The organism is Ornithinibacillus gellani, assembly GCF_003730295.1.
In the GTDB taxonomy this organism is placed as follows: Bacteria; Bacillota; Bacilli; order Bacillales; family Amphibacillaceae; genus Ornithinibacillus_A; species Ornithinibacillus_A gellani.
Genome location: NZ_QTSZ01000047.1, coordinates 121,295 through 141,319, shown reverse-complemented (window position 1 = coordinate 141,319; position 20,025 = coordinate 121,295). Strand labels below are relative to the sequence as shown.

General features: G+C 40.6%; 17 protein-coding genes. 3 read left to right on the top strand and 14 right to left on the bottom strand.

What is annotated here, in order from left to right:
- Nucleotides 1-9: 9 nt before the first annotated feature.
- The 5 genes from DX933_RS14240 to DX933_RS14220 form a co-directional block, all read right to left on the bottom strand.
- Nucleotides 10-582: a cytochrome c oxidase subunit 3 gene (locus tag DX933_RS14240; RefSeq protein WP_123317098.1), complete on the bottom strand. Its 573-nt coding sequence runs from the start codon at nt 580-582 to the stop codon at nt 10-12.
- Nucleotides 579-2,489 (bottom strand): cytochrome c oxidase subunit I, encoded by a 1,911-nt coding sequence (locus DX933_RS14235; RefSeq protein ID WP_123317097.1) that lies wholly within the window; start codon nt 2,487-2,489, stop codon nt 579-581. Before DX933_RS14235 ends, DX933_RS14240 begins: the two co-directional genes overlap by 4 nt.
- A gap of 11 nt (nt 2,490-2,500) precedes the next feature.
- Nucleotides 2,501-3,190 carry a cytochrome c oxidase subunit II gene (gene coxB, locus DX933_RS14230; protein WP_190279534.1) on the bottom strand — a complete coding sequence of 230 codons (690 nt, stop codon included), beginning with the start codon at nt 3,188-3,190 and terminating at the stop codon, nt 2,501-2,503.
- Between the two features lie 426 nt (nt 3,191-3,616).
- Complete coding sequence (locus DX933_RS14225) at nt 3,617-3,931, bottom strand: phasin family protein (protein ID WP_123317095.1); 315 nt, start codon at nt 3,929-3,931, stop codon at nt 3,617-3,619.
- 14 nt (nt 3,932-3,945) lie between these two features.
- Entirely contained in the window at nt 3,946-5,466 is a 1,521-nt protein-coding gene (locus DX933_RS14220) for an ABC1 kinase family protein (RefSeq protein ID WP_123317094.1), read from the bottom strand.
- A gap of 313 nt (nt 5,467-5,779) precedes the next feature.
- Between DX933_RS14220 and DX933_RS14215 the strand changes: the two genes are divergently transcribed.
- Nucleotides 5,780-7,126, top strand: coding sequence for a YjiH family protein (locus tag DX933_RS14215; RefSeq protein WP_123317093.1), 1,347 nt, complete (start codon nt 5,780-5,782; stop codon nt 7,124-7,126).
- 97 nt (nt 7,127-7,223) lie between these two features.
- Here DX933_RS14215 and DX933_RS14210 read toward each other — a convergent pair whose 3' ends face one another.
- From DX933_RS14210 to ku, 3 genes are all read right to left on the bottom strand, one after another.
- Complete coding sequence (locus tag DX933_RS14210; protein WP_123317092.1) at nt 7,224-7,517, bottom strand: hypothetical protein; 294 nt, start codon at nt 7,515-7,517, stop codon at nt 7,224-7,226.
- A gap of 66 nt (nt 7,518-7,583) precedes the next feature.
- Nucleotides 7,584-8,594, bottom strand: a complete 1,011-nt coding sequence (locus tag DX933_RS14205) for an acyltransferase family protein (protein WP_123317091.1) — start codon at nt 8,592-8,594, stop codon at nt 7,584-7,586.
- 198 nt (nt 8,595-8,792) lie between these two features.
- Entirely contained in the window at nt 8,793-9,623 is an 831-nt protein-coding gene (gene ku / locus DX933_RS14200; RefSeq protein WP_123317090.1) for a non-homologous end joining protein Ku, read from the bottom strand.
- A gap of 287 nt (nt 9,624-9,910) precedes the next feature.
- Here ku and DX933_RS14195 point away from each other — a divergent pair, with 287 nt between their 5' ends.
- Complete coding sequence (locus tag DX933_RS14195) at nt 9,911-11,710, top strand: DNA ligase D (protein WP_123317089.1); 1,800 nt, start codon at nt 9,911-9,913, stop codon at nt 11,708-11,710.
- Between the two features lie 50 nt (nt 11,711-11,760).
- Here the strand turns inward: DX933_RS14195 and DX933_RS14190 are convergent, their stop codons facing one another.
- The 6 genes from DX933_RS14190 to DX933_RS14165 all read right to left on the bottom strand — a co-directional run bounded on the left by DX933_RS14190 (nt 11,761) and on the right by DX933_RS14165 (nt 18,539).
- Nucleotides 11,761-13,152, bottom strand: coding sequence for an L-cystine transporter (locus DX933_RS14190; protein WP_123317088.1), 1,392 nt, complete (start codon nt 13,150-13,152; stop codon nt 11,761-11,763).
- A 228-nt stretch (nt 13,153-13,380) separates the two neighbouring features.
- Nucleotides 13,381-13,818 (bottom strand): OsmC family protein, encoded by a 438-nt coding sequence (locus DX933_RS14185; RefSeq protein ID WP_123317087.1) that lies wholly within the window; start codon nt 13,816-13,818, stop codon nt 13,381-13,383.
- A 91-nt stretch (nt 13,819-13,909) separates the two neighbouring features.
- Nucleotides 13,910-14,272 (bottom strand): DUF488 domain-containing protein, encoded by a 363-nt coding sequence (locus tag DX933_RS14180; RefSeq protein WP_123317086.1) that lies wholly within the window; start codon nt 14,270-14,272, stop codon nt 13,910-13,912.
- 201 nt (nt 14,273-14,473) lie between these two features.
- Nucleotides 14,474-15,523 carry a ribosome small subunit-dependent GTPase A gene (gene rsgA, locus DX933_RS14175; RefSeq protein WP_123317085.1) on the bottom strand — a complete coding sequence of 350 codons (1,050 nt, stop codon included), beginning with the start codon at nt 15,521-15,523 and terminating at the stop codon, nt 14,474-14,476.
- A gap of 233 nt (nt 15,524-15,756) precedes the next feature.
- Nucleotides 15,757-16,518, bottom strand: a complete 762-nt coding sequence (locus tag DX933_RS14170; protein WP_123317084.1) for a TerC family protein — start codon at nt 16,516-16,518, stop codon at nt 15,757-15,759.
- 284 nt (nt 16,519-16,802) lie between these two features.
- Nucleotides 16,803-18,539, bottom strand: a complete 1,737-nt coding sequence (locus DX933_RS14165) for a phospho-sugar mutase (protein ID WP_123317083.1) — start codon at nt 18,537-18,539, stop codon at nt 16,803-16,805.
- A 363-nt stretch (nt 18,540-18,902) separates the two neighbouring features.
- On the opposite strand from DX933_RS14165, the gene DX933_RS14160 reads away from it, so the two are divergent.
- Nucleotides 18,903-19,985 carry an AI-2E family transporter gene (locus DX933_RS14160; RefSeq protein WP_123317082.1) on the top strand — a complete coding sequence of 361 codons (1,083 nt, stop codon included), beginning with the start codon at nt 18,903-18,905 and terminating at the stop codon, nt 19,983-19,985.
- Nucleotides 19,986-20,025 lie beyond the last annotated feature (40 nt).

Genomic DNA, 20,025 nt, shown 5'->3' with positions numbered 1-20,025 from the left:
CCCCCTCCTTTACAGTAAATAAGGAATATAAACAATTACCATAATACCTATCCAAATAACATCAACAAAATGCCAATAATAAGAAAAAATTCGATGCTTTTGTTCAAATGAAGCGGCGTGCTTCTCGCGTCCCAGCTGCAAAAACAACATCCCCATCCAGCCCACACCAAAGGCTACATGGGCTGCGTGCAAGCCGACCAGAACATAAAAGGAACCAAAGAAAACACTTGCGCTCGTTCCATAGCCCTGCTGCAAATAAGAAGAAAACTCAAGTATCTCCAAGCCTAGAAAAGTCATGCCAAATAAAAGCGTGATAAACAGACCGAGAACGAGCAGCCCCTTCCTTCCGCTCCGAAGCCCTTTCTCCGACATCATCAAGGTACCACTGCTGGACAACAGGAAGAATGAGGATAGAAGCAGCGTTTTCCACTCAAAAATGTCAGCTGGATGTGGCCCCTTTTCCGCAGGTGTAAAAATCATGTACGTGGCAAATAACGTCGCAAACATAATCGTTTCCACACCGAGATAAATAAAAAAACCAAGCTGTTTATCTTTGAATATGACTATCTCACCCTGAGTCATGCTTCTTCCTCCTCTTCTATAATAGTCCGATCTGTCCATGATCGAATCGCCATCAATACAAATATGCCGACACCACCAGCTATCGCCAGCCAATAGAGGGAATAAGTCAACGCCGCTGCTAAAACGAATAAGGATAGGCCCATACTGATTGGAATCATGCTCTGTTCATCCGGCGGTGCAGGTCGTGGATTCGCACAAATGGCAAGCTGCCGTTTTTCCTGTTTTGCATACCAAAATGGGTCCATTTGATCCACAACGGGCATCGGATCAAATGAATGTTCTGGAGATGGCGAATCGACAGTCCATTCCAATGTTCGTCCATTCCATGGATCCGCTCCTACTGTTACACCGCGACGATGCGTGATGACGATATTCCATAAAAAGATACTGACTGCCGCACCCATGACAAATGCACCAATCGTGCTTGTGAAATTAAGACCAGTCAATCCTTCATCTGCTCCATACGTATAGACGCGTCGTGGCATACCTTGTAGACCGGAAATATGCATAGGTAAAAAAGTCAAATGGAATCCAATTAAAAATAACCAAAAATGCCATTTTCCCAATTTTTCATTCAACCGATAACCGGTTATTTTCGGATACCAATAATAAATTCCGCCAAAAATACCGAATATCGTAGAAGCTATAATGACATAGTGAAAATGGGCGACGACAAAATGGGAATCATGAAATTGAAAGTCGGCAGCCGAAACAGATAACATCACACCTGTTACTCCCCCCATCACAAAGGAAGGAATAAATCCAAGCGCAAACAACATCGGTGCTGTCATGCGCAACAATCCTCCTCGTATGGTAAATAACCAGTTAAATACTTTAATACCAGTTGGGACTGCAATTGTCATCGTTGTCAGCGCAAAAAATGTATTTGCCATTGGCCCAAGCCCTACGGTAAACATATGATGTGCCCAAACGGTAAAGCCTAAAAATCCAATCAGGGCAAGGGAAACGACCATTGTTGGATAGCCAAAGATCCGTTTGGATGAAAAAGTAGGGATAATATCGGAAAATATCCCGAACGCAGGCAATGCCAAAATATACACTTCCGGATGGCCAAATATCCAAAATAAATGCTGCCAATACACCGGATCTCCTTCACTGCCGGAAAAAAATGCGGTGCCAAATAAACGATCAAACATCAGTAAATATAAGGCAACAGCTAACACGGAAAAAGCGATTAATATCAAATAAGAAGTGATAAGTGAAGCCCAAGTGAACAGTGGCATCCGCGTCAGCTTCATCCCTGGAGCCCGATGGCGAAAAATCGTTACAATCAAATTAAGTGCCGTAAAAATCGTTCCCAAGCCCGATAATTGGATCCCAAACACATAATAATCCGTACTGACGCCTGGTGTGTATTCATTCAGTGAATAGGGGGCATATCCTGTCCAACCTATACTTGGTGCTTGATTAACAAAGAATGCTAAATTAAAAAATAGTGCCCCGAAGAAAAACAACCAAAATCCAACCGCATTTAAAAATGGAAAAGCCAAATCACGTGCTCCAATTTGCAGTGGTACAGCAACGTTCATGAGTCCAAGTAAAATGGGCATCGCCGAAAAGAAAATCATGATTGTCCCATGTGTTGTAAATACTTCATTGTACTTTTCCTGCTGAAATACCCAAAAGGATTGATCTGGAAAAGCTAGCTGCAGACGAATAAATACAGCATCCAACCCTGCACGCAGAAAATATACGACACCAAATAAAATATACAAGGTACCAATTTTTCGATGGTTAGTTGTTCGAATATAATCCCAAATGAGTGGCAGCTTCTTTTTCTTAATCACATAAAGCAAGACGAATCCACCAGCTATGATGGTGAATATCCAAGCTGCCAACACATCAGATGGTAATTCAAACGTTTGATTGAACATTGAAATCTGCAACGATGTCACCTCTATTCCTTCACGTACTGTTCATATGCCTCTTCTGTAACTACTTTTGCTGTGAAAATCATCTTTGCATGCTCCAAACCACAGTATTCCGCACATTTTCCATGATACGTTCCGACCTCTGGATTTTTGATTTCATAATACAAATCCTTATGTGGCATTACATCTACCTTCCCTCCAAGTGCCGGAACCCAAAAGGAATGAATGACGTCCTTTGATTTCAACTGAAGCCGAATTGTTTTCCCTTCAGGAATCACAAGCGCTTGATTCGATGTTTTACCGCCCTCATGGGTAAATGTCCATTGATATTGCTGTGCTTCCACTTCGATTTGCACAGCTTCATCCTTTTTAAGTACTTCTGAGATGGGCGACTGATTATACGTAATAGCCACTGTTGGAACAGCTAACACGATAAGCAATAAAATCGGCAGGATCGTCCACGTCAGCTCCAGCCATTTGTTACCATGTACATCTTCCGGAATGAAGTTCGCTTTTTTATCGGTGTAACGATACGTTGCAACAAATCGGAAAAAAAGAAAAAAGACAACAAGCAACACGATAAGCATCAGACCAAAACTAAACCAAATTAAAAAGGCCTGATCTTTTCCTGTTGCACTTTTTGGATTTAGAACGGTTATGTTGCAACCCGCAAGCATGAGTAATACAGGCACTAGCGTGAATCGTTTCAACACCATTCGCAACCTCATTTCATAAAAAGGATATTGCTAACCCTTTCCCACGATTTGCTCACCTTAAACGATAAAGTGAAACTTCAATCAGGGGGGGTTCTGGCACTTCCCCCACGGATTGTTAGTTGAACCAATCAGGCTTTTACTGGCTGTTTGATCCCCCACTTACTATTTTAGTTATCAACAAAAAAGATTGAGGTGGGGGCTTACAGCCAGTTAATCTGTGATAAAGTGAAACTTCAATCCGTGGGGTTCCGCTGGATGAGCGAAAGCAGCTTCCAATCAAATCACGTAGCGAATGAAAGCTGGGGTTGGTAAAAACCGGTGACAGAACTACAACCACTTCCCCTTCAGTTTGAGTTTCTACATTCGTTATTTCCCAACAAAAAAGACATCCACTTTTATCAGTGAATGTCTTTCATTTCAATCTATTTATTCCGGTTTGCTTTCGAGTTCTGCAATTCTTGCTTCTAATGCAATAATTTTTTCATTTAATTGAGCGATATCATCCTCTGTTGCAATGCCCGCTTCCTTTGCGGATTGTTTCGCTTTTTGTGCACTTTTTTCCGACCATTCTTCTTTTTTCGCTTCTCCCTTTTCCATATAGCTTTTCATAAGCGATTTTGCTTCATCCTTGGTCAGCTCATTTTTTTCCACGAGTTCATTCAATTTCTTTTCCAGCTTCTCTTTTCCAACAGCCATCGTTCCAATTCCAAGCAAAAATCCTTTGCGTATAAATTCATTCATATGCCTTTCCTCCTTCAGGATTCTTTATTAATTCCCTTCATATGTTGAATCAATGTAATAAGCCCTCCAGTAGAAAAACCTGCAATTATCAGGCTTCCAATCCAGACGCTCACTATCTTGACATATAATAAACCGACACCTGTTATCGCAAGTGAGAAACAAAGAATTTCCATAAACATAAAGAGCTGGTGCCTCTGTTGACGCCGCAGTTTCTCTTTTTCCCATTCCCTATCTTTGTCACCACGCTCTAACCAATTCATTGCAGCTTCCGCAAAGGATTGAATCGGTGCAGTCACTTCCTTTAGCTTTTGCTGATAAAATGCCTCTGCCAGTCTGCGGTTTCCGAGCCACTTGCGAATTTTTGGCTTTGTCCACGCCCCTAAATCAAGCGATGGATCCAAAGTAATTAAGATGCCAAATATAATAGAAATTGCTCTACTTAAATAAGCATACTCAGCTGACATCTGAATCGGTTGCTCATGTATAAATTGTAACACATCATCTTTAATTTGATTCATCATATGAGCATCCATCTTGCTCTGTTCAGCCGTTTCATACAAATCAAACGTTTGTTTAATCATTTTCTTCAGCTGGACGGTATTGGCACCTGGTAAGATGAAATGCATGTCTTCTAATGCTTGAATTACCAATGTATAATCATCGACGATCAGCCCTTGAATGAGCTGTTTAAATTGATTAACATCCCTTTTACTAATGGCACCAACCATGCCAAAATCAATAATGGAAATGACCCCGGAAGCATGAATCATGATGTTTCCTGCATGTGGATCTGCATGGAAATAGCCTTCTTTTAAATATTGATCAAAATAGAAATCAAATAATAAACGGGCAATTTTTCGGCGGTCAATGTGATGCCGATCCATAAATGCCGTATCCGTTATTTTCACACCTTCCACCCATTCCATCACCAACACCTTGTCCGTACATAAAGAAGCATAGTAATCAGGGATGTGCAGCTGCTGATTTTTTTCATATCGTTGTTTAAAATACGTACCAAATTCCAGTTCCTGCTTAAAGTCAAGTTCACGGTCCATAACATAAATCAATTCATTATATAGCTTGCGCATATCTGCCTTTTTCCCTATTGCTGTCCATGTTTTGAATATCCAAAACACGACTTTTAATGCTTTAAAATCCATATGAAATATATCGACGATTCGGTTTCGTTGAATTTTAATTGCTACTTGTGAGCCATCCTGTAACACCGCACGGTACACATCTCCAATCGAGGCCGAAGCAATTGGCTCTTCATCCATTTGCAGCAGTTGCTCCTGCCATGTACAATTCCATTCCTTCTCCAACAGATCAACTGCATAGCGATGTGTGCTTGGCGGAACATGATCAACCAAACTAAGTAGTTCCTGAACGACTACTTCTGGAATGATATCTGTCCTTGCACCTAGAAACTGACCTACCTTGATCATAACCCCACCAAGCTCAGAGGCCTTTTCCTTATATTCCTTCGCTTGTTTCCTCAGCAATTGATTCCACTGTTCACGTGATTGATGATCCATCACGCGGTGCCTCCATTGAAAAAGATAAAATTGTAAAATAAACTTTATTGCCAGCCAAATAATGGTCGTACTGCGAAAAATGTAATTGTATCTTAGCCGCTTTTTCAAAGAAAACACCCCACTTTTACTTTACCCGGACCATTACTTCAACAAACGCTATGGAATTTATTCAAAAAAAGTGGTACAGTATATTTATCTTTTTGTATGAATATACATTACCTACGATTGAAAAAGCATATATTAAGCGTTTTTCATTTTTAGAAGGTTATTTTTTCTGCATAAAAGTGAATTTTTTTATATGATGGAGGACATGATGGAAAAGAAAAAATATCCACTTCAAACACATCTCAAATTTATTATCCCTTCCCTAATTGGTGTATTTTTATTTATGACACCAATTAAAGTAGGAACAGGCTATACCATTCCCATTGCCATTATGGCCAATTGGATACAGGATTTACTGGCTAATCAGCTATCAGCAATTATGGCCGTCATTATTGTTCTTACCGCGCTCATGACAATCATTGCAAAAATGCTTGGTAAACAGGCATTAACCAAAACACCATTTTTCCAGCAATTATTTTATGTGAGTTGGTTTTGGACAATTACTAGAATCATTGCAGCCATTTTTGCGGTCATGGTACTCTTTCAAATCGGACCAGAAGCCATTAAGAGTGAAGATACTGGACAGCTATTGCTAAGTGATCTATTGCATGTGCTATTTTCTGTTTTCTTATTTGCTGGTGTATTTCTACCTTTGCTCATGAATTATGGCTTAATGGAATTTTTCGGTTTTCTGATGACCAAGATCATGCGTCCACTCTTTAAGTTGCCTGGACGTTCTTCCATTGATGCACTTGCATCATGGATTGGTGACGGAACCATTGGTGTATTATTAACAAGTAAGCAATATGAAGATGGCTTCTATACAAAAAGAGAGGCTGCTGTGATTGGTACTACTTTTTCGGTCGTATCGATTACCTTTACCCTTGTTGTCATTGAACAAGTCGGTCTTCAAGAAATGTTCATCCCGTTTTATGGGACCGTTGTTTTTTCAGGAATTGTCGCTGCATTAATAATGCCGCGGATTCCACCACTTTCACGTTATCCGGACACCTATATTACGGAACAGGAAGAATTGAATGAATCGGTTCCAAAAGAGCATACGATGCTGTCACATAGCTATGATCAAGCATTGCAACGGGCCGAGAAACAAACGAGCCTGTATCAATTTTTCAAACAAGGATTTCAAAATGTGCTGGATATGTGGATGGGCGTTGCGCCAATTGTAATGGCATTTGGTCTAATTGCGCTCATGCTTGCAGAATATACGCCTTTATTCCAATGGTTGGGCATACCATTTATTCCATTGCTGGAATTGATGCAGGTGCCTCATGCAGCAGAAGCCTCTCAAACCATTTTGATTGGATTTGCTGATATGTTCCTACCGTCCATTATCGGTGCTTCCATTGAGGCTGATATGACGAGATTTATCATTGCAGCATTATCTGTTACACAGCTCATTTATATGTCTGAAGTAGGTGGCGTCATACTCGGTTCTAAAGTTCCAGTATCATTTTGGCAGTTATTTATTATATTCCTGTTACGGACAATTATCACATTGCCTATCATCGTGCTTGTTGCACATTTCTTATTCTAAATAAAAGAAGAACACCACTCGCCAAATTGATAGGTAATAAAATCATATCTTTTCCAAAAGAACAAGCCCAATGATCCGTGATCGGAACATTGGGCTTTTACTGATACCGTTTTGCTTCTGCTCGTTTTTCCAACACCGTTTCTAACCGGTAGCTGTAGCGGTCGATATAGGCGGGTTTTTTTAGTTTTCGAATACTGCATGCACCAATAATCCTGCGTACTTGCCGGTCATTAGCAACCAGTTCTGCATAGGTGGGTTCTTCCATTAACCGTTGAAACCATGCTTTTTCTTCTAACAGACGCAGCTTTCTAGCAATCGTCCGTTTGGAAACAAGTGATGATTCACCCATGTATAGAAAAATTTCAAACACTGCTTCAAGTAATAGCCCCACAACTGAACCCCTCCCGTTTCATCCTACTTATTTATACGGAACGAACCGGGATAGGTTTCAATCATTTTAACCAGCTGTTTCTTTACTTGCCCTGGAACGTAGAGACTGTTTCAAAATAGAAGTACTGCCTTCCACAAATGGTTGCCAAACTCCGAGTACTGGTTTACTAGACAATAACAGAACGATACCAGCGGAAATAACGGCTAATCCAACTAAATCGATTGGATGATTTACTTGGAAAATATTCGCTTCTCGGAAATACTGAATGAAAAATCCATGCAGTAAATAAACATATAATGTTCGTGAACCAAGCTTTGTCAGCAGCCCATGATGCTTAGGAACCCATACGAGCACACTCATTGCCATCACTGCTGCTGTAACGTAAACAAGTAATCTTGCAACGCCACCAGCTTCTGGCAAGCCTAAATCACCATAAGATTTAGAGGCTAATAACCAACCAGCATTTAAATCCGGTAAAAAGTATATCGCAGCTGACACACCAGCAAGAATAAATATAGATGCAAGCTTAACAGAACGACGCTTCATCCACATCACTTGTTTTTCAGTTAACCAATACCCTAGTAAGAAAAATGGGAAAAACACAAAGGTGCGTGACAGACTGAATGTATGACCAATTTCTCCAAAGTAACCGACAACAAGACCAATTTCAACAGCGATTGCCATACTTAGCACAGCTGGAATCTTTTTAAACCAGTATAGGAGCATATGCCAGCAGAACAGGCTAAACAAGAACCATAGTGACCAATGCGGGGTGAATAGCCCTGCTTGCCAATTCTCTTTACCGATAAAGAAAAAATACCCAGAATAGATCATTTGGAAAATCAAATAGGGCAATAATAATTTTTTGGCCAAGTTAATAACATATTTTTTATTACCAGATCCCTTTGCAAAGAATCCAGATAAAAAGATAAATGCTGGCATATGAAAGGTGTAGATAACCATATATAATGTATTCGTTCCTTGTGAGTCATCAATAAATGGTTGAATCATATGACCAAACACGACTAAAAAGATAAGTAATACTTTTGCGTTATCAAAATATGCATTTCTCTCCATGTTGAACATCCTTTTCCTTCAAAATCAGGCAGTCTAGGCTGCACTGATTGTTGTGGGACACTACCATCCTATCATTAGGATACCCGGTTTTTTGAACATTTAAATGGTTTTAACCGAGATTTCATCAGGATGTAAGTTTGCTGTAAATCAATTGAAACCTTCAAACATTTTTGTAATATTGTTGGTCATATTTAGGAATTATCGTGCAGCGGTCTTCTTTGCCGGCGTTTTCCGTTTCGGTTTGGACGGTTTGGGCTTGTCTTTTTTGGCACGGTCCAGAGATGCCTGGAGCGCATCCATTAAATTGGTAACGTTGTCTGGAACGGGCTTTGCTGCACTTGTTACCGTATTATCTTTATGTTCTTCAATCAATTGCAGCAAGGCTGTCCGATAATCATCGGTGTATTTTTCCGGCATGAATTCTGTCGTCAATTGATCGATTAACATTTTTGCCGTATCCAATTCTTTCTTGCCGGTTTCTATTTGCTCTGGAATATTAGGAACCTCTTTGACATCCCGCACTTCATCTGGATAATGAATCGTCTCTACTACAATCACCTGCTGATAGACCCGAATCACAGCTAGCTGTTCCTTGGATCGAATCATCATTTTTGCTACACCAATTTTCCCTGTCTCTTCTAATGCTTGATGCAGCAAACCATATGCCTTTGCCCCACCTTCATTAGGTGACAGATAATAACTCTTTTCAAAATAGATCGGATCTATTTGTTCCAGCTTCACAAAATCAATGATTTCCACTGCTTTATCGGTTTGTTCTTTTTGTAACGCTGCTAAATCCTCCTCATCCAGCACAACAAATTTATCCTTAGCATATTCAAATGCACGAACAATTTCTTCATTCTTTATTTCCCGATCACAAGCAGGACAGACCTTTTCATACTTGATAGGTGTTTGACATTCTTTATGCAGCTGCCGTAGCTTCACATCTTTATTTTCTGTAGCAGCATGCATTTTCACTGGTATATTTACTAACCCAAAACTAATGGTACCCTTCCACATGGTATGCATTTTTTCCATGCCTCCCGAAATCATGTTTTAATATTAGTTTGTCAAACAACCATTGTTTTATCCCGATGAGGGAAATGTCCGACTTTATCTGTTAGGTAAATTACTATTTTATCGATTCTCGAATGGTTTCCTCTGCTTTATTCCAAGGTTCATTTAGCTCATTCCACTATTTTATTTCCCTCCCTCATTCATGTATTTTGTGCTTGTCTTAAGAACGTTATAGCTGTCACTTCTTCATACATGACAACATGTGGCCTGCGCATAATAAGAAATAGGAGGTATCTCTTATGCAGGTCATGAAACCTATTCCAAGTGAAAAATTACCAATTGGACCCGAATGGTTATATGAAATAAAATATGACGGCTTTCGTTGTTTGCTTATTTGGGAAAAAGATAAAGTCGAATTATACAGTAAAAGGGGCCTACAGCTAACAAGCAAGTTCCCGGAAATAATTGATTTTTGTCAGCAGCAGCAAAGTACAGTCGAATCCTTTCTTCCAATAACGATAGATGGTGAACTCGTGGTCTTGAACCATCCTTATCAGGCTAATTTTTCCTGGATTCAAACGCGAGGCAGACTGCAAAACGAGGGGAAAATTCACCAAGCTGCAAGCACACGCCCAGCGACATATATTGCATTTGACTTGCTAGAAACGAACGGACAGACGACAAACGAGTTACCATTGGTGGAGCGCAAGAGCATACTTCAGAAAAAGCTTAAAAATATAACAACAGAACGTTTTCAGTTTATTACTACACATCAAGATTTAACCGCTGTATGGAAAATTGTCTTTGATCATAAAGCGGAGGGAATTGTTGCCAAGCGGAAACAGAGCCGGTACACTCCTGGTAAAGGGCATGGCGATTGGTACAAACAAAAAAACTGGCGCCCACTAAAAGGCATATTAACTGCCTTTGATACCAGCAATGATTATTTTCAAATAGATGTACTTGCAGACAATATTCCCCACACGATTGGCTCTTGCAAGCATGGGTTGGATCAACAAGAGGCAGCCGCAATACAGGAATTATTTCGTGAAAAAGGAGAACGGCAAGGCAGCAGCTATCATTTACCACCTGCTATTTCTGCCAGCATCCATGCCTTGGATTTATTGCAAGGTAAGCTGCGTGAGCCAAATTTTGTACAGCTTACTCCAAATGAATCCGTTGATCATTGTACAGCCAAACAGCTGCAGTTGGATATGGCAATGCTACCAAGTGAAGTGACTTTTTCTAATTTGGATAAAATGTATTGGCCGGAACCAGCAATGACAAAAGGTGATATGATTTGTTATTTAAGGGAAATTGCGCCCTATATGCTCCCCTTTTTTCGTAACCGAACCTTAACGATGATTCGCCTTCCCGATGGTGTGGGCGAGGAACATTTTTTTCAAAAGCATTTGCCAGAGCATGCACCTGATTTCATTCGATTGGAACAACAAACTTCGGAACGTATCAGTTGCCCTTCACTTGCTACATTGCTATGGTTTGCTAACCAAGGCGCGATGGAATATCACCTTCCTTTTCAGAATATCGATTCCAATGATCCTGTCGAAATTGTGTTCGATCTGGACCCACCTTCAAGGGATCAATTCGACTTGGCTATTGAGGCGGCACTGCTCATTAAGGAACTACTCGATCATTTAAAACTACACTCGTTTGTGAAAACTTCGGGCAATAAAGGGATACAAATTTATATACCAATTCCGGAAAACAGGTTAACATACGAGGATACGGCCATATTTACACAGGCTGTTGCACTAACAGTGGAGCAGCAACGACCAGATATATTCACTACAGAACGAATAAAGTCTAAACGACAGGGGCGACTGTATATAGATTATGTACAACATGGAAAGGATAAAACAATTATTGCACCATATTCCCCTAGAAAAACAGCAGAAGCAACCGTTGCCGCCCCCTTATATTGGCAGGAAGTGAAGGCTGGGTTACAGCCAACACAATTTACTATAGCCAATATGATAGAACGTATTCATTACCATGGGTGTCCTTTTCAAAACTATGCGGCGGCAAGACAAATCCAGGATCTTGAGCCGATGGAAGCACTCATTCGACAGAAGAACTAACTAAAAAAACGATGAAGCGTTGGCTGCTCCATCGTTTTTTCCATTTTAGATTATATGGCGTGTCCTTCTAAGGATTGCTTTTCATGAAATACATCTTCATCAAATTCATGCAGCATCTTGGAGGTAATCGTACCAGTCACCATCGATCCATTTACATTTAATGCTGTTCGCCCCATATCAATCAGTGCTTCAACTGAGATGAGCAAACCAGCTAAAGCAACTGGCATATTCATCGATGATAGGACAATCAATGCTGCAAAGGTTGCTCCACCGCCGACTCCTGCCACACCAAATGAACTTATACCAACAATGAGTACGAGTTGAAAAATAAATCCTGGTGATAGTGGATCAATTCCTATCGTCGGCGCAATCATAACTGCCAGCATAGCAGGATAGATACCTGCACAACCGTTTTGCCCCATCGTTGCCCCAAAGGACGCGGACATATTAGCAATCCCTTCACTTACACCCAATGACTTATGCTGTGCTTGGATATTCAACGGAATCGTTCCTGCACTGGATCGTGAAGTAAAAGCAAAGCCAAGCACTGGGATTACCTTTCTAATATAAGTAATTGGATTTATACCAAAAATGCCAACAAGCACCAAATGGATGATAAACATCGCGATAATGGCTACATACGAAGCAAGCACAAATTTACCCAGTTCCAAAATACCAGTGATATTTGTATTGGCGACTGTATTTGCCATCAAGGCCAAAATACCATACGGTGTTAAACGTAGAACAAGCGTTACAATCCGCATCACTACAGCATAAATGGAATTAACCATCTTCGTAAACATTTCCGCTTGTTCCGGATTTTTCCGTCGGACACCGAGTACAGCAACGCCAACAATGATTGAAAAAATAACGACTGCGATAACAGAGGTAGAACGTGCACCTGTCATATCCAAGAATGGATTAGATGGGATGAATTCCAGGATTCGTTCCGGTGTAGTTTGGTTTTGAACATCCCCTAGTCTTTCCTCCAGCATCAATCCGCGATCAGTTTCAGCCTGCCCTGCTTCTATTTGATCTGCGTTTAAATCAAATAATAACGCAGAACCAATACCGACAAAGGCAGCAATCATTGTCGTAGCAATTAATACACCAATGATCCAGGCCGCCATTTTCCCCAATGCAGCTGTTTTTTCCAGATTAATGATGGATTGAATAATAGAGACCATTACCAATGGAATAACAATCATCATCAGTAATCTAACATAACCATTACCTGCAATACTGTACCAGCTTGTCGTCTGGGTCAGTGTATCTGTTCCAACCCCATAAATTGCCTGCAACAATGCGCCAAGTGCACTTCCTGCACCTAAACCAGTGAAGACCCGCTTTGTAAATGATACATGCTTCCGTTGCATGACAAAGAGTAACCCCATCAATATAAGCAATGCAGCAATATTCAAGATGATAAAAAAGACATCCATTTCCTCTTTCCCCCTGTAAAGTTTCTTTAGCTTATGCACATAGTATCTATTAGTTACTTAAAATACTAATTAATCCGATAAAATTACTATGCTTAATTAAAATACACGGCATTTGGAAAAGTGTCAAGAGGAAAGTTTGATGTGGTTGTCTTTTCGTTATTTAACGATAAACATAAAAAAATAGCGGTAATCCAATCATTGAGATTGGCCACCGCTAAGAATGATAAATTATGCACGCCTTTCAGCAGTAACGGCTACATTTCCCTTTAATGCACGGGAAATCATACAGCTTTGCTCTGCTTTTTCAATTAATTTCTCCAGCTTTTGATGCGCTGCTGCTGAAGCTGTTTCCTGTAATAGGATGCGAGGGCGATGAATTATTTTTTGATATGTAATCACACCCTTTGTCACATCCACGACACCTTCAGACTCCAAATCCATTTCCAGTAATGGAAGATCTGCTCGTTCGATCATGGCTGCAAGGGTAATGATATAACAGGTTGCTGCCGCTCCCAGCAGCATTTCATCTGGATTGGTTCCTTCACCGGGCCCGTCCATTTCTGGTGGTATGGACACCTTTGTGCGCAAATTACCTGCTTCAATCGAGCCAACGCTATTTCGTCCACCTGGCCACGCTGCTTTTAATTGAAAATGATGTGTTGCCATTCCTTTACACTCCCCCTTCCCTATCTATTTTACCGCGAAATACACAGGAAGTGGTGAATTACCATTTGCTGATACGTTGCGCGAATAATCGTTACTGATGATCGAGTATTTCCTTTAACACTTGTGCTTGATTATGTTTTTCGTCTTTTGCACCGTATAAGAGTGTAATATGTTTATGATGTTTTTTTGTCAGTTGTTTTAATTTTTCCAGCTCCTCCTGTGCCTTTCCTTCTTCTAGTTCTTGCTTATATTTATCTTTAAATTCCTCATATTTATCCGGGTCATGTCCAAACCATTTTCGAAGCTCACTGGAAGGGGCAACTTCCTTCATCCAATGATCCAAATTGGCATCATCCTTTGAAATTCCACGGGGCCAAACGCGATCAACTAAAACACGAACACCATCATCTTTACCATTATTATCATCATAAATTCGTTTGATAGCTACTGGCATATTTTTTCTCCTCCCTTATTTTTTCATCTATATGTATACCGTTCCCATTACCGATTTCGGACAAACGTGAGAAACAATTAAAAAGGTGGACTACAGCTACCCATAATGGTCACTGCAGTCCACCTTTACAACCTCCAAAAAATCAAAGCTTTTTTCGTGAAGTTTCTATCGTATGAAAAGCCATGGCGTATGAAAAAGGTCTTAATGCTTACGAAGTTTTTTCTGGAATTTTGATATTTGCTTCCAGCGATTCTTTTCTTCTAATCGTGCTTTTTGATCTTGCTTTCTTTTTTCATATGCCAGCTCTTTTTGCAGCTTCTGATAGCTCTGATAACGCGCTTCAGAAAGTTCCCCAGATTCCAATGCTTGGCGAATCCGGCAGCCGGGCTCTGATTCATGCTTGCAATCCTTAAATTTACAAGCATTTCCATATGCTTCAACATCCTCAAAGGTCGTTTCTATTGCTGAAGTATTTTCCCAAAGCTGTAATTCGCGAATCCCCGGTGTATCAATTAACATCGCATCATTTGGCAGAAAAAACATTTCCCGATGTGTCGTTGTGTGGCGTCCTTTGCTGTCGTCCTCGCGAATCGTTTTCGTTGCTTGGATTTCCTTATCTAACAGGGTATTAACCAAGGTGGACTTTCCAACACCGGATGACCCTAACAATACAGCTGTTTTCTTAGCGGGCAGGAAGGTAAGCAGCTCCTGTAAGCCTTCGCCAGTTACACTGCTAATCGCAATGACCGGCACACCCATTGCTACCGCTTCAACCTGCTGGATAATAGAATTCCTTTCCTCCTGTGGGCAAGCATCGATCTTCGTCAAAACAATCATCGGTTGCGCTCCACTTTCATAAGCAGCTATTAAATAACGCTCCAATCGACGGACATTCAAATCATGATTACATGAATTCACAATGAGAACCGAATCCATGTTAGCTGCTAGCACCTGTGCTTCTGTTCGACCACCTGCTGCTTGGCGAATAAACTGACTTTTACGTGGTAGCACGCGCTGAATGACTGCTTTTCCCTCATCCTCCAGCTTGACCACTTCCACCCAGTCTCCAACAGCGGGATAATCCTGTGTAGCTTCAGCTTGATTCAAAAACCGTCCACTTAAATGAGCCGTGAACGCCAACTTTCCATCTGTAATACGATAACTATTTTTTTGTACTGAAATAACTCTTGCTATGGATGCATCATCTATCTGACTGGATACATCCCAGCCAATACGTTCTAAATTAGGCAATACATTTCCTCCTTGGTAATGGGAGGAAAAGCCCGTATCCAATATACGTTAAACGAACCGTTCCTCCATTTTGCTGGTTATGTTTTGGTTGTATATGATTTGGTTTGTAACAATCATCAAACATCACTCCTTTCAATATGGTTGAACCTTTATTCGTGAACATATAAGCCATTCTATTTATTTATTCGACATAACATTCCTTTATCCTTCTACGCGTTTTAAAGTTGCTTGTCTTAGGAATGACTTACTTCCTGCTTTTTGCGACCCGAGATAAACCATGCTACCACAGCAATTCCGACAAGTACGATATAGAAGGTTGCTTTCCACCAGGTAGAATGCGGAAATGCTTCAGGAATTAAAGCAATATCTTCATGCGCCAACGTGATTACCGCTAATTTGACACCTACCCAACCAACGATAATAAAAGCCGCTACCTCTAGGCTTGGACGTTTTTGCAGCAATTCAACAAATACATTTGCCGCAAAACGCATGATGATAATACCAATCATCCCACCTGCAAAAATTACGATAAACTGGCCAGTATCCAGGCTGCCAATATGCCCAAGACCTGTAGCTGGCAATGCTACAGCAAGCGCAACAGCGGCAAGAATCGAATCCACCGCAAAAGCGAGGTCCGCAATTTCCACTTTTACAACCGTCATCCAAAAGCCGCTGCCATTCCCTTTCGGCTTCTTTTCCTTCTCCTTTTTGGAATAATGGTCATATAAATGCTTGATGGCAATAAACAATAAATAAGCTGCTCCGATTGCCTGTACCTGCCATACGTCGACAAGAAAAGAAATAATAAACAAAGATCCAAAACGTAATATAAACGCACCAACCAGACCATAAAACAACGCTTTTTTTCGTTGATTTTCTGGTAAATGCTTCACCATGATCGCCAATACAAGCGCATTATCTGCTGCCAAAAGACCTTCTAGCCCGACTAAAATAAGCAGTACCCAGCCATATTCCATTAGTAGTTGTAATTCCATGATCTCTTCTCCTCTATTAAAAAAGTGGTCCTGCCAATGGGCAAAACCACTTCTTCTATAAAAAAGAAGAGACCTTTACCCATAAGCGGTAAAGGTCTCGCTAACAACACACGTTGCCAAATCAAGCCGGGGACAAATAATCCCGTAATGACGACTTGAAATGTCCAGCTACTCCCCTTTAGGAATATATTAATTTTATTAAACAGGAAAAACAGAACATTGTCAATGGTTATTCCACCGCCATGCTTAGCATTCCCTATTTTTCTACAAAACTATACACCTTATCAGTCACCAATGATCGCTTGAATGCGGCCATCCATTTCTTCCTTAAGTGCAGCCAGGCGCTGTTTACTATCCGTAGCATCTGTCCCACAAACACCATAATAGCATTTTATTTTCGGCTCTGTTCCGGAAGGGCGCAAGCAAACCCAGCCATGATCTGCCAAATTAAATTTAAGTACATTTTCTTTTGGTAAATCAATCACTTGCTTCTCCTTTGATTGTAAAAGATTCCGTTCACTTAGCAAGTAATCTTCCGCTACATGTACTTTGAAACCAGCAATTTCTGTCAACGGCTGGTCACGGAATGTTTCCATAATGGTAGCAATTTGTTTCGTTCCTGCGATTCCATCTAATGTTAAAGAAGTCATGCCTTCCAAATAATAACCATGCTTCTCATAAATAACCTCAAGCGCATCTAATAAGGTCTTTCCTTGCTTTTTCCAATAATAAGCCATTTCACAGGCCATAACAGCAGCTTGAACCGCATCCTTATCACGTGCAAACGTACGGATTAAGTAGCCATAGCTTTCCTCATAGCCAAAAATAAATGTTTCACCTGTTGTGTCAAATTGACGAATTTTCTCCGCAATGTATTTAAAACCAGTTAATACATCAATTGTTTCGACACCATAGGACTTTGCGATTGCACGTCCTAACTCGGTTGTAACAATTGATTTGACCATTCGCGCATTTTTAAAGACATCCGCATCTGTATAAGTGAGAATATAATCCAGCAATAAGGAGCCAAGTTGGTTTCCTGTAAGAACTGTATATTCACCTTGCTCATTTTTCACTGCAACGCCTAAACGATCTGCATCGGGATCTGTCGCCAGCAAAATATCTGCTTGTTTTTCCTTCCCAAGACGAATCGAATATTCGAATGCTTGGTGTTCCTCAGGGTTTGGTGAGGCAACAGTCGAAAACTCCGGATCTGGAACAGCTTGTTCTTCTACGAGATGCACATTGGTAAAGTTTAATTGCTCCAAGCCCTGCATTACCAATTGCTCTGCCGTTCCATGCAATGGTGTAAACACAATGCCTAAGTCTTTTTCTGCAGCCTGTTCGTCTTCATCCAGGTTTGTGATTTGTGCCAATTGTTCCAGGTAAGCACTGTCTACTTCCTTGCCAACCCAAATGAGTAATTCCTCTTCCTCAAGCTGTGCCTGCTCCAGCACGGGGATTTCCAATTCATTTTCAATGGCTTGAATGGCCGTAATCACCTGATCGGCTTCCTTAGGGACCATTTGACCGCCATCCTCGTTATATACTTTAAAACCGTTATATTCCGGTGGGTTATGGCTTGCGGTAATCATGACGCCTGCCGCGGTTCCTAAATAACGAATTGCGAATGAAAGCAATGGTGTTGGCCGCAGTGATTCACAAATATATGTTTTAATCCCATAAACGCCAAGAACCCTTGCTGTTTCTATCGCAAATGTTTTCGACATATAACGAGAATCATAGGCTACGACAACCCCTCGATCCTTTACATTCACACAATGAACGAGTAAATATTCTGCCAAACCTTTCACCGTTTTTCGAATCGTATAGATATTCATCCGATTAATTCCTGGTCCAAGAATGCCTCGCATCCCGCCGGTACCAAAGGTTAATTCTTTATAAAAAGCATCCTCCAGCTTGTCTTCATCCTGTTTTAATTGATCCAATTCTGTTCGTACGGATGGCTCCAAATGCTTATATGTATCCCATTGCGTAAAAACCGTTTCCCAATTCCGCATCTTCCATATCCCCCAACATATGTTTATGCTCAAAGTTTAGCATATTTTTGCATTTTTTTCTATGTAACTCGCATCACACACAATCGTTTACTAGCTGTACGAAGGAAAAAAGCGTGATTGAATGTTCAAATTCCATGCATATATCCAGAATACACTTCCCATGCCATCCTACAATTGGTATGATGGAACATATAAAGTGAAACTTCAATCAGTGGGGCAGAACTTCCCCCACTGATTGTTAGTTGAACTAATCAGGCCTTTACTGGCTGTTGATCCCACACTTACCATGCTTGTTATCAACAAAAATTATTGATGTGGGGGGCTTACAGCTCTGTGATAAAAAGTCGGTCAGGATGTGATGGGATGCTTCAAAAACGCTGGTTTCATGTATTAACTTTTTTCATTATGCTATTTCTACTCATATGGCTCATTTCTGTAACGGATTTTGTTTTCCAGCCATTGTTTCAATATTTAGGTGCTGTTGCCATTCCAATCATTGGAGCAGGCATATTATTTTATGTCACCAAGCCCGTCGTGCATTTACTCATGCGGTTTAAAATAAATAAAACGCTTGCGATTGTCATTGTATTTCTTTTGCTCATCGGAATAGGCACTTTTATTTCCCTATTTATCGCACCGATTGCACAAAGACAGTTTACTAATCTAATTGACAATATTCCAGTAATGGTTGAATGGGCCCAGGATTTAATTGAAAAATTCCAATCTGGTAAATTTGTTTTCCCAGAAGAGGTCAATAATGCGATTAATGATTTTACAAATAATCTACAGCAGCATACAGAAAGTGTCATCAACTATCTATTTGGCTTCATTGGCCAAATTATTAGTGTAGTGACAGCATTGGTGCTCGTTCCATTTTTCCTATTTTTCATGCTCAAGGATGGGGACAAGCTTGTACCATTCGTTACACAAATTTTCAGCAAGAAAAAAGCAGACAACCTTCGTAGCTTACTTCATAAAGTAGATGAAGTATTAACCTCCTTTATACAAGGTCAATTAATTGTTAGCTTCGTGCTCGGTTTACTGCTTTATATCGGCTATTTGATTATTGGTCTCAATTACTCCCTGACGCTGGGGATCTTTGGAATGGTGATGAATGTTGTTCCATTTATTGGTCCTTTTATCGCTGTAACACCGGCACTCATTGTCGGGGCATTTCAGGATCCAATGATGATTATCTGGGTGTCCCTCGTTACCCTCATTGCGCAGCAACTGGAGAGTAATTTTATCTCGCCAAACGTCATGGGGCGTGCACTGGAAATGCACCCCCTTACGATTATCACAGTCATTCTTGCCGCGGGCAGTATCGCCGGCTTCGTCGGAATTTTATTTGCGGTACCGTTCTATGCCGTCATCAAAACGATTATCATACATTTTTACCAAACCTATAAAGCATCAAAAGACAACGAAGAGGATGCGCTCATTTAGGAAAAAAAGTACCCGGCTTTTCATTGCTGGGTACTTTTTT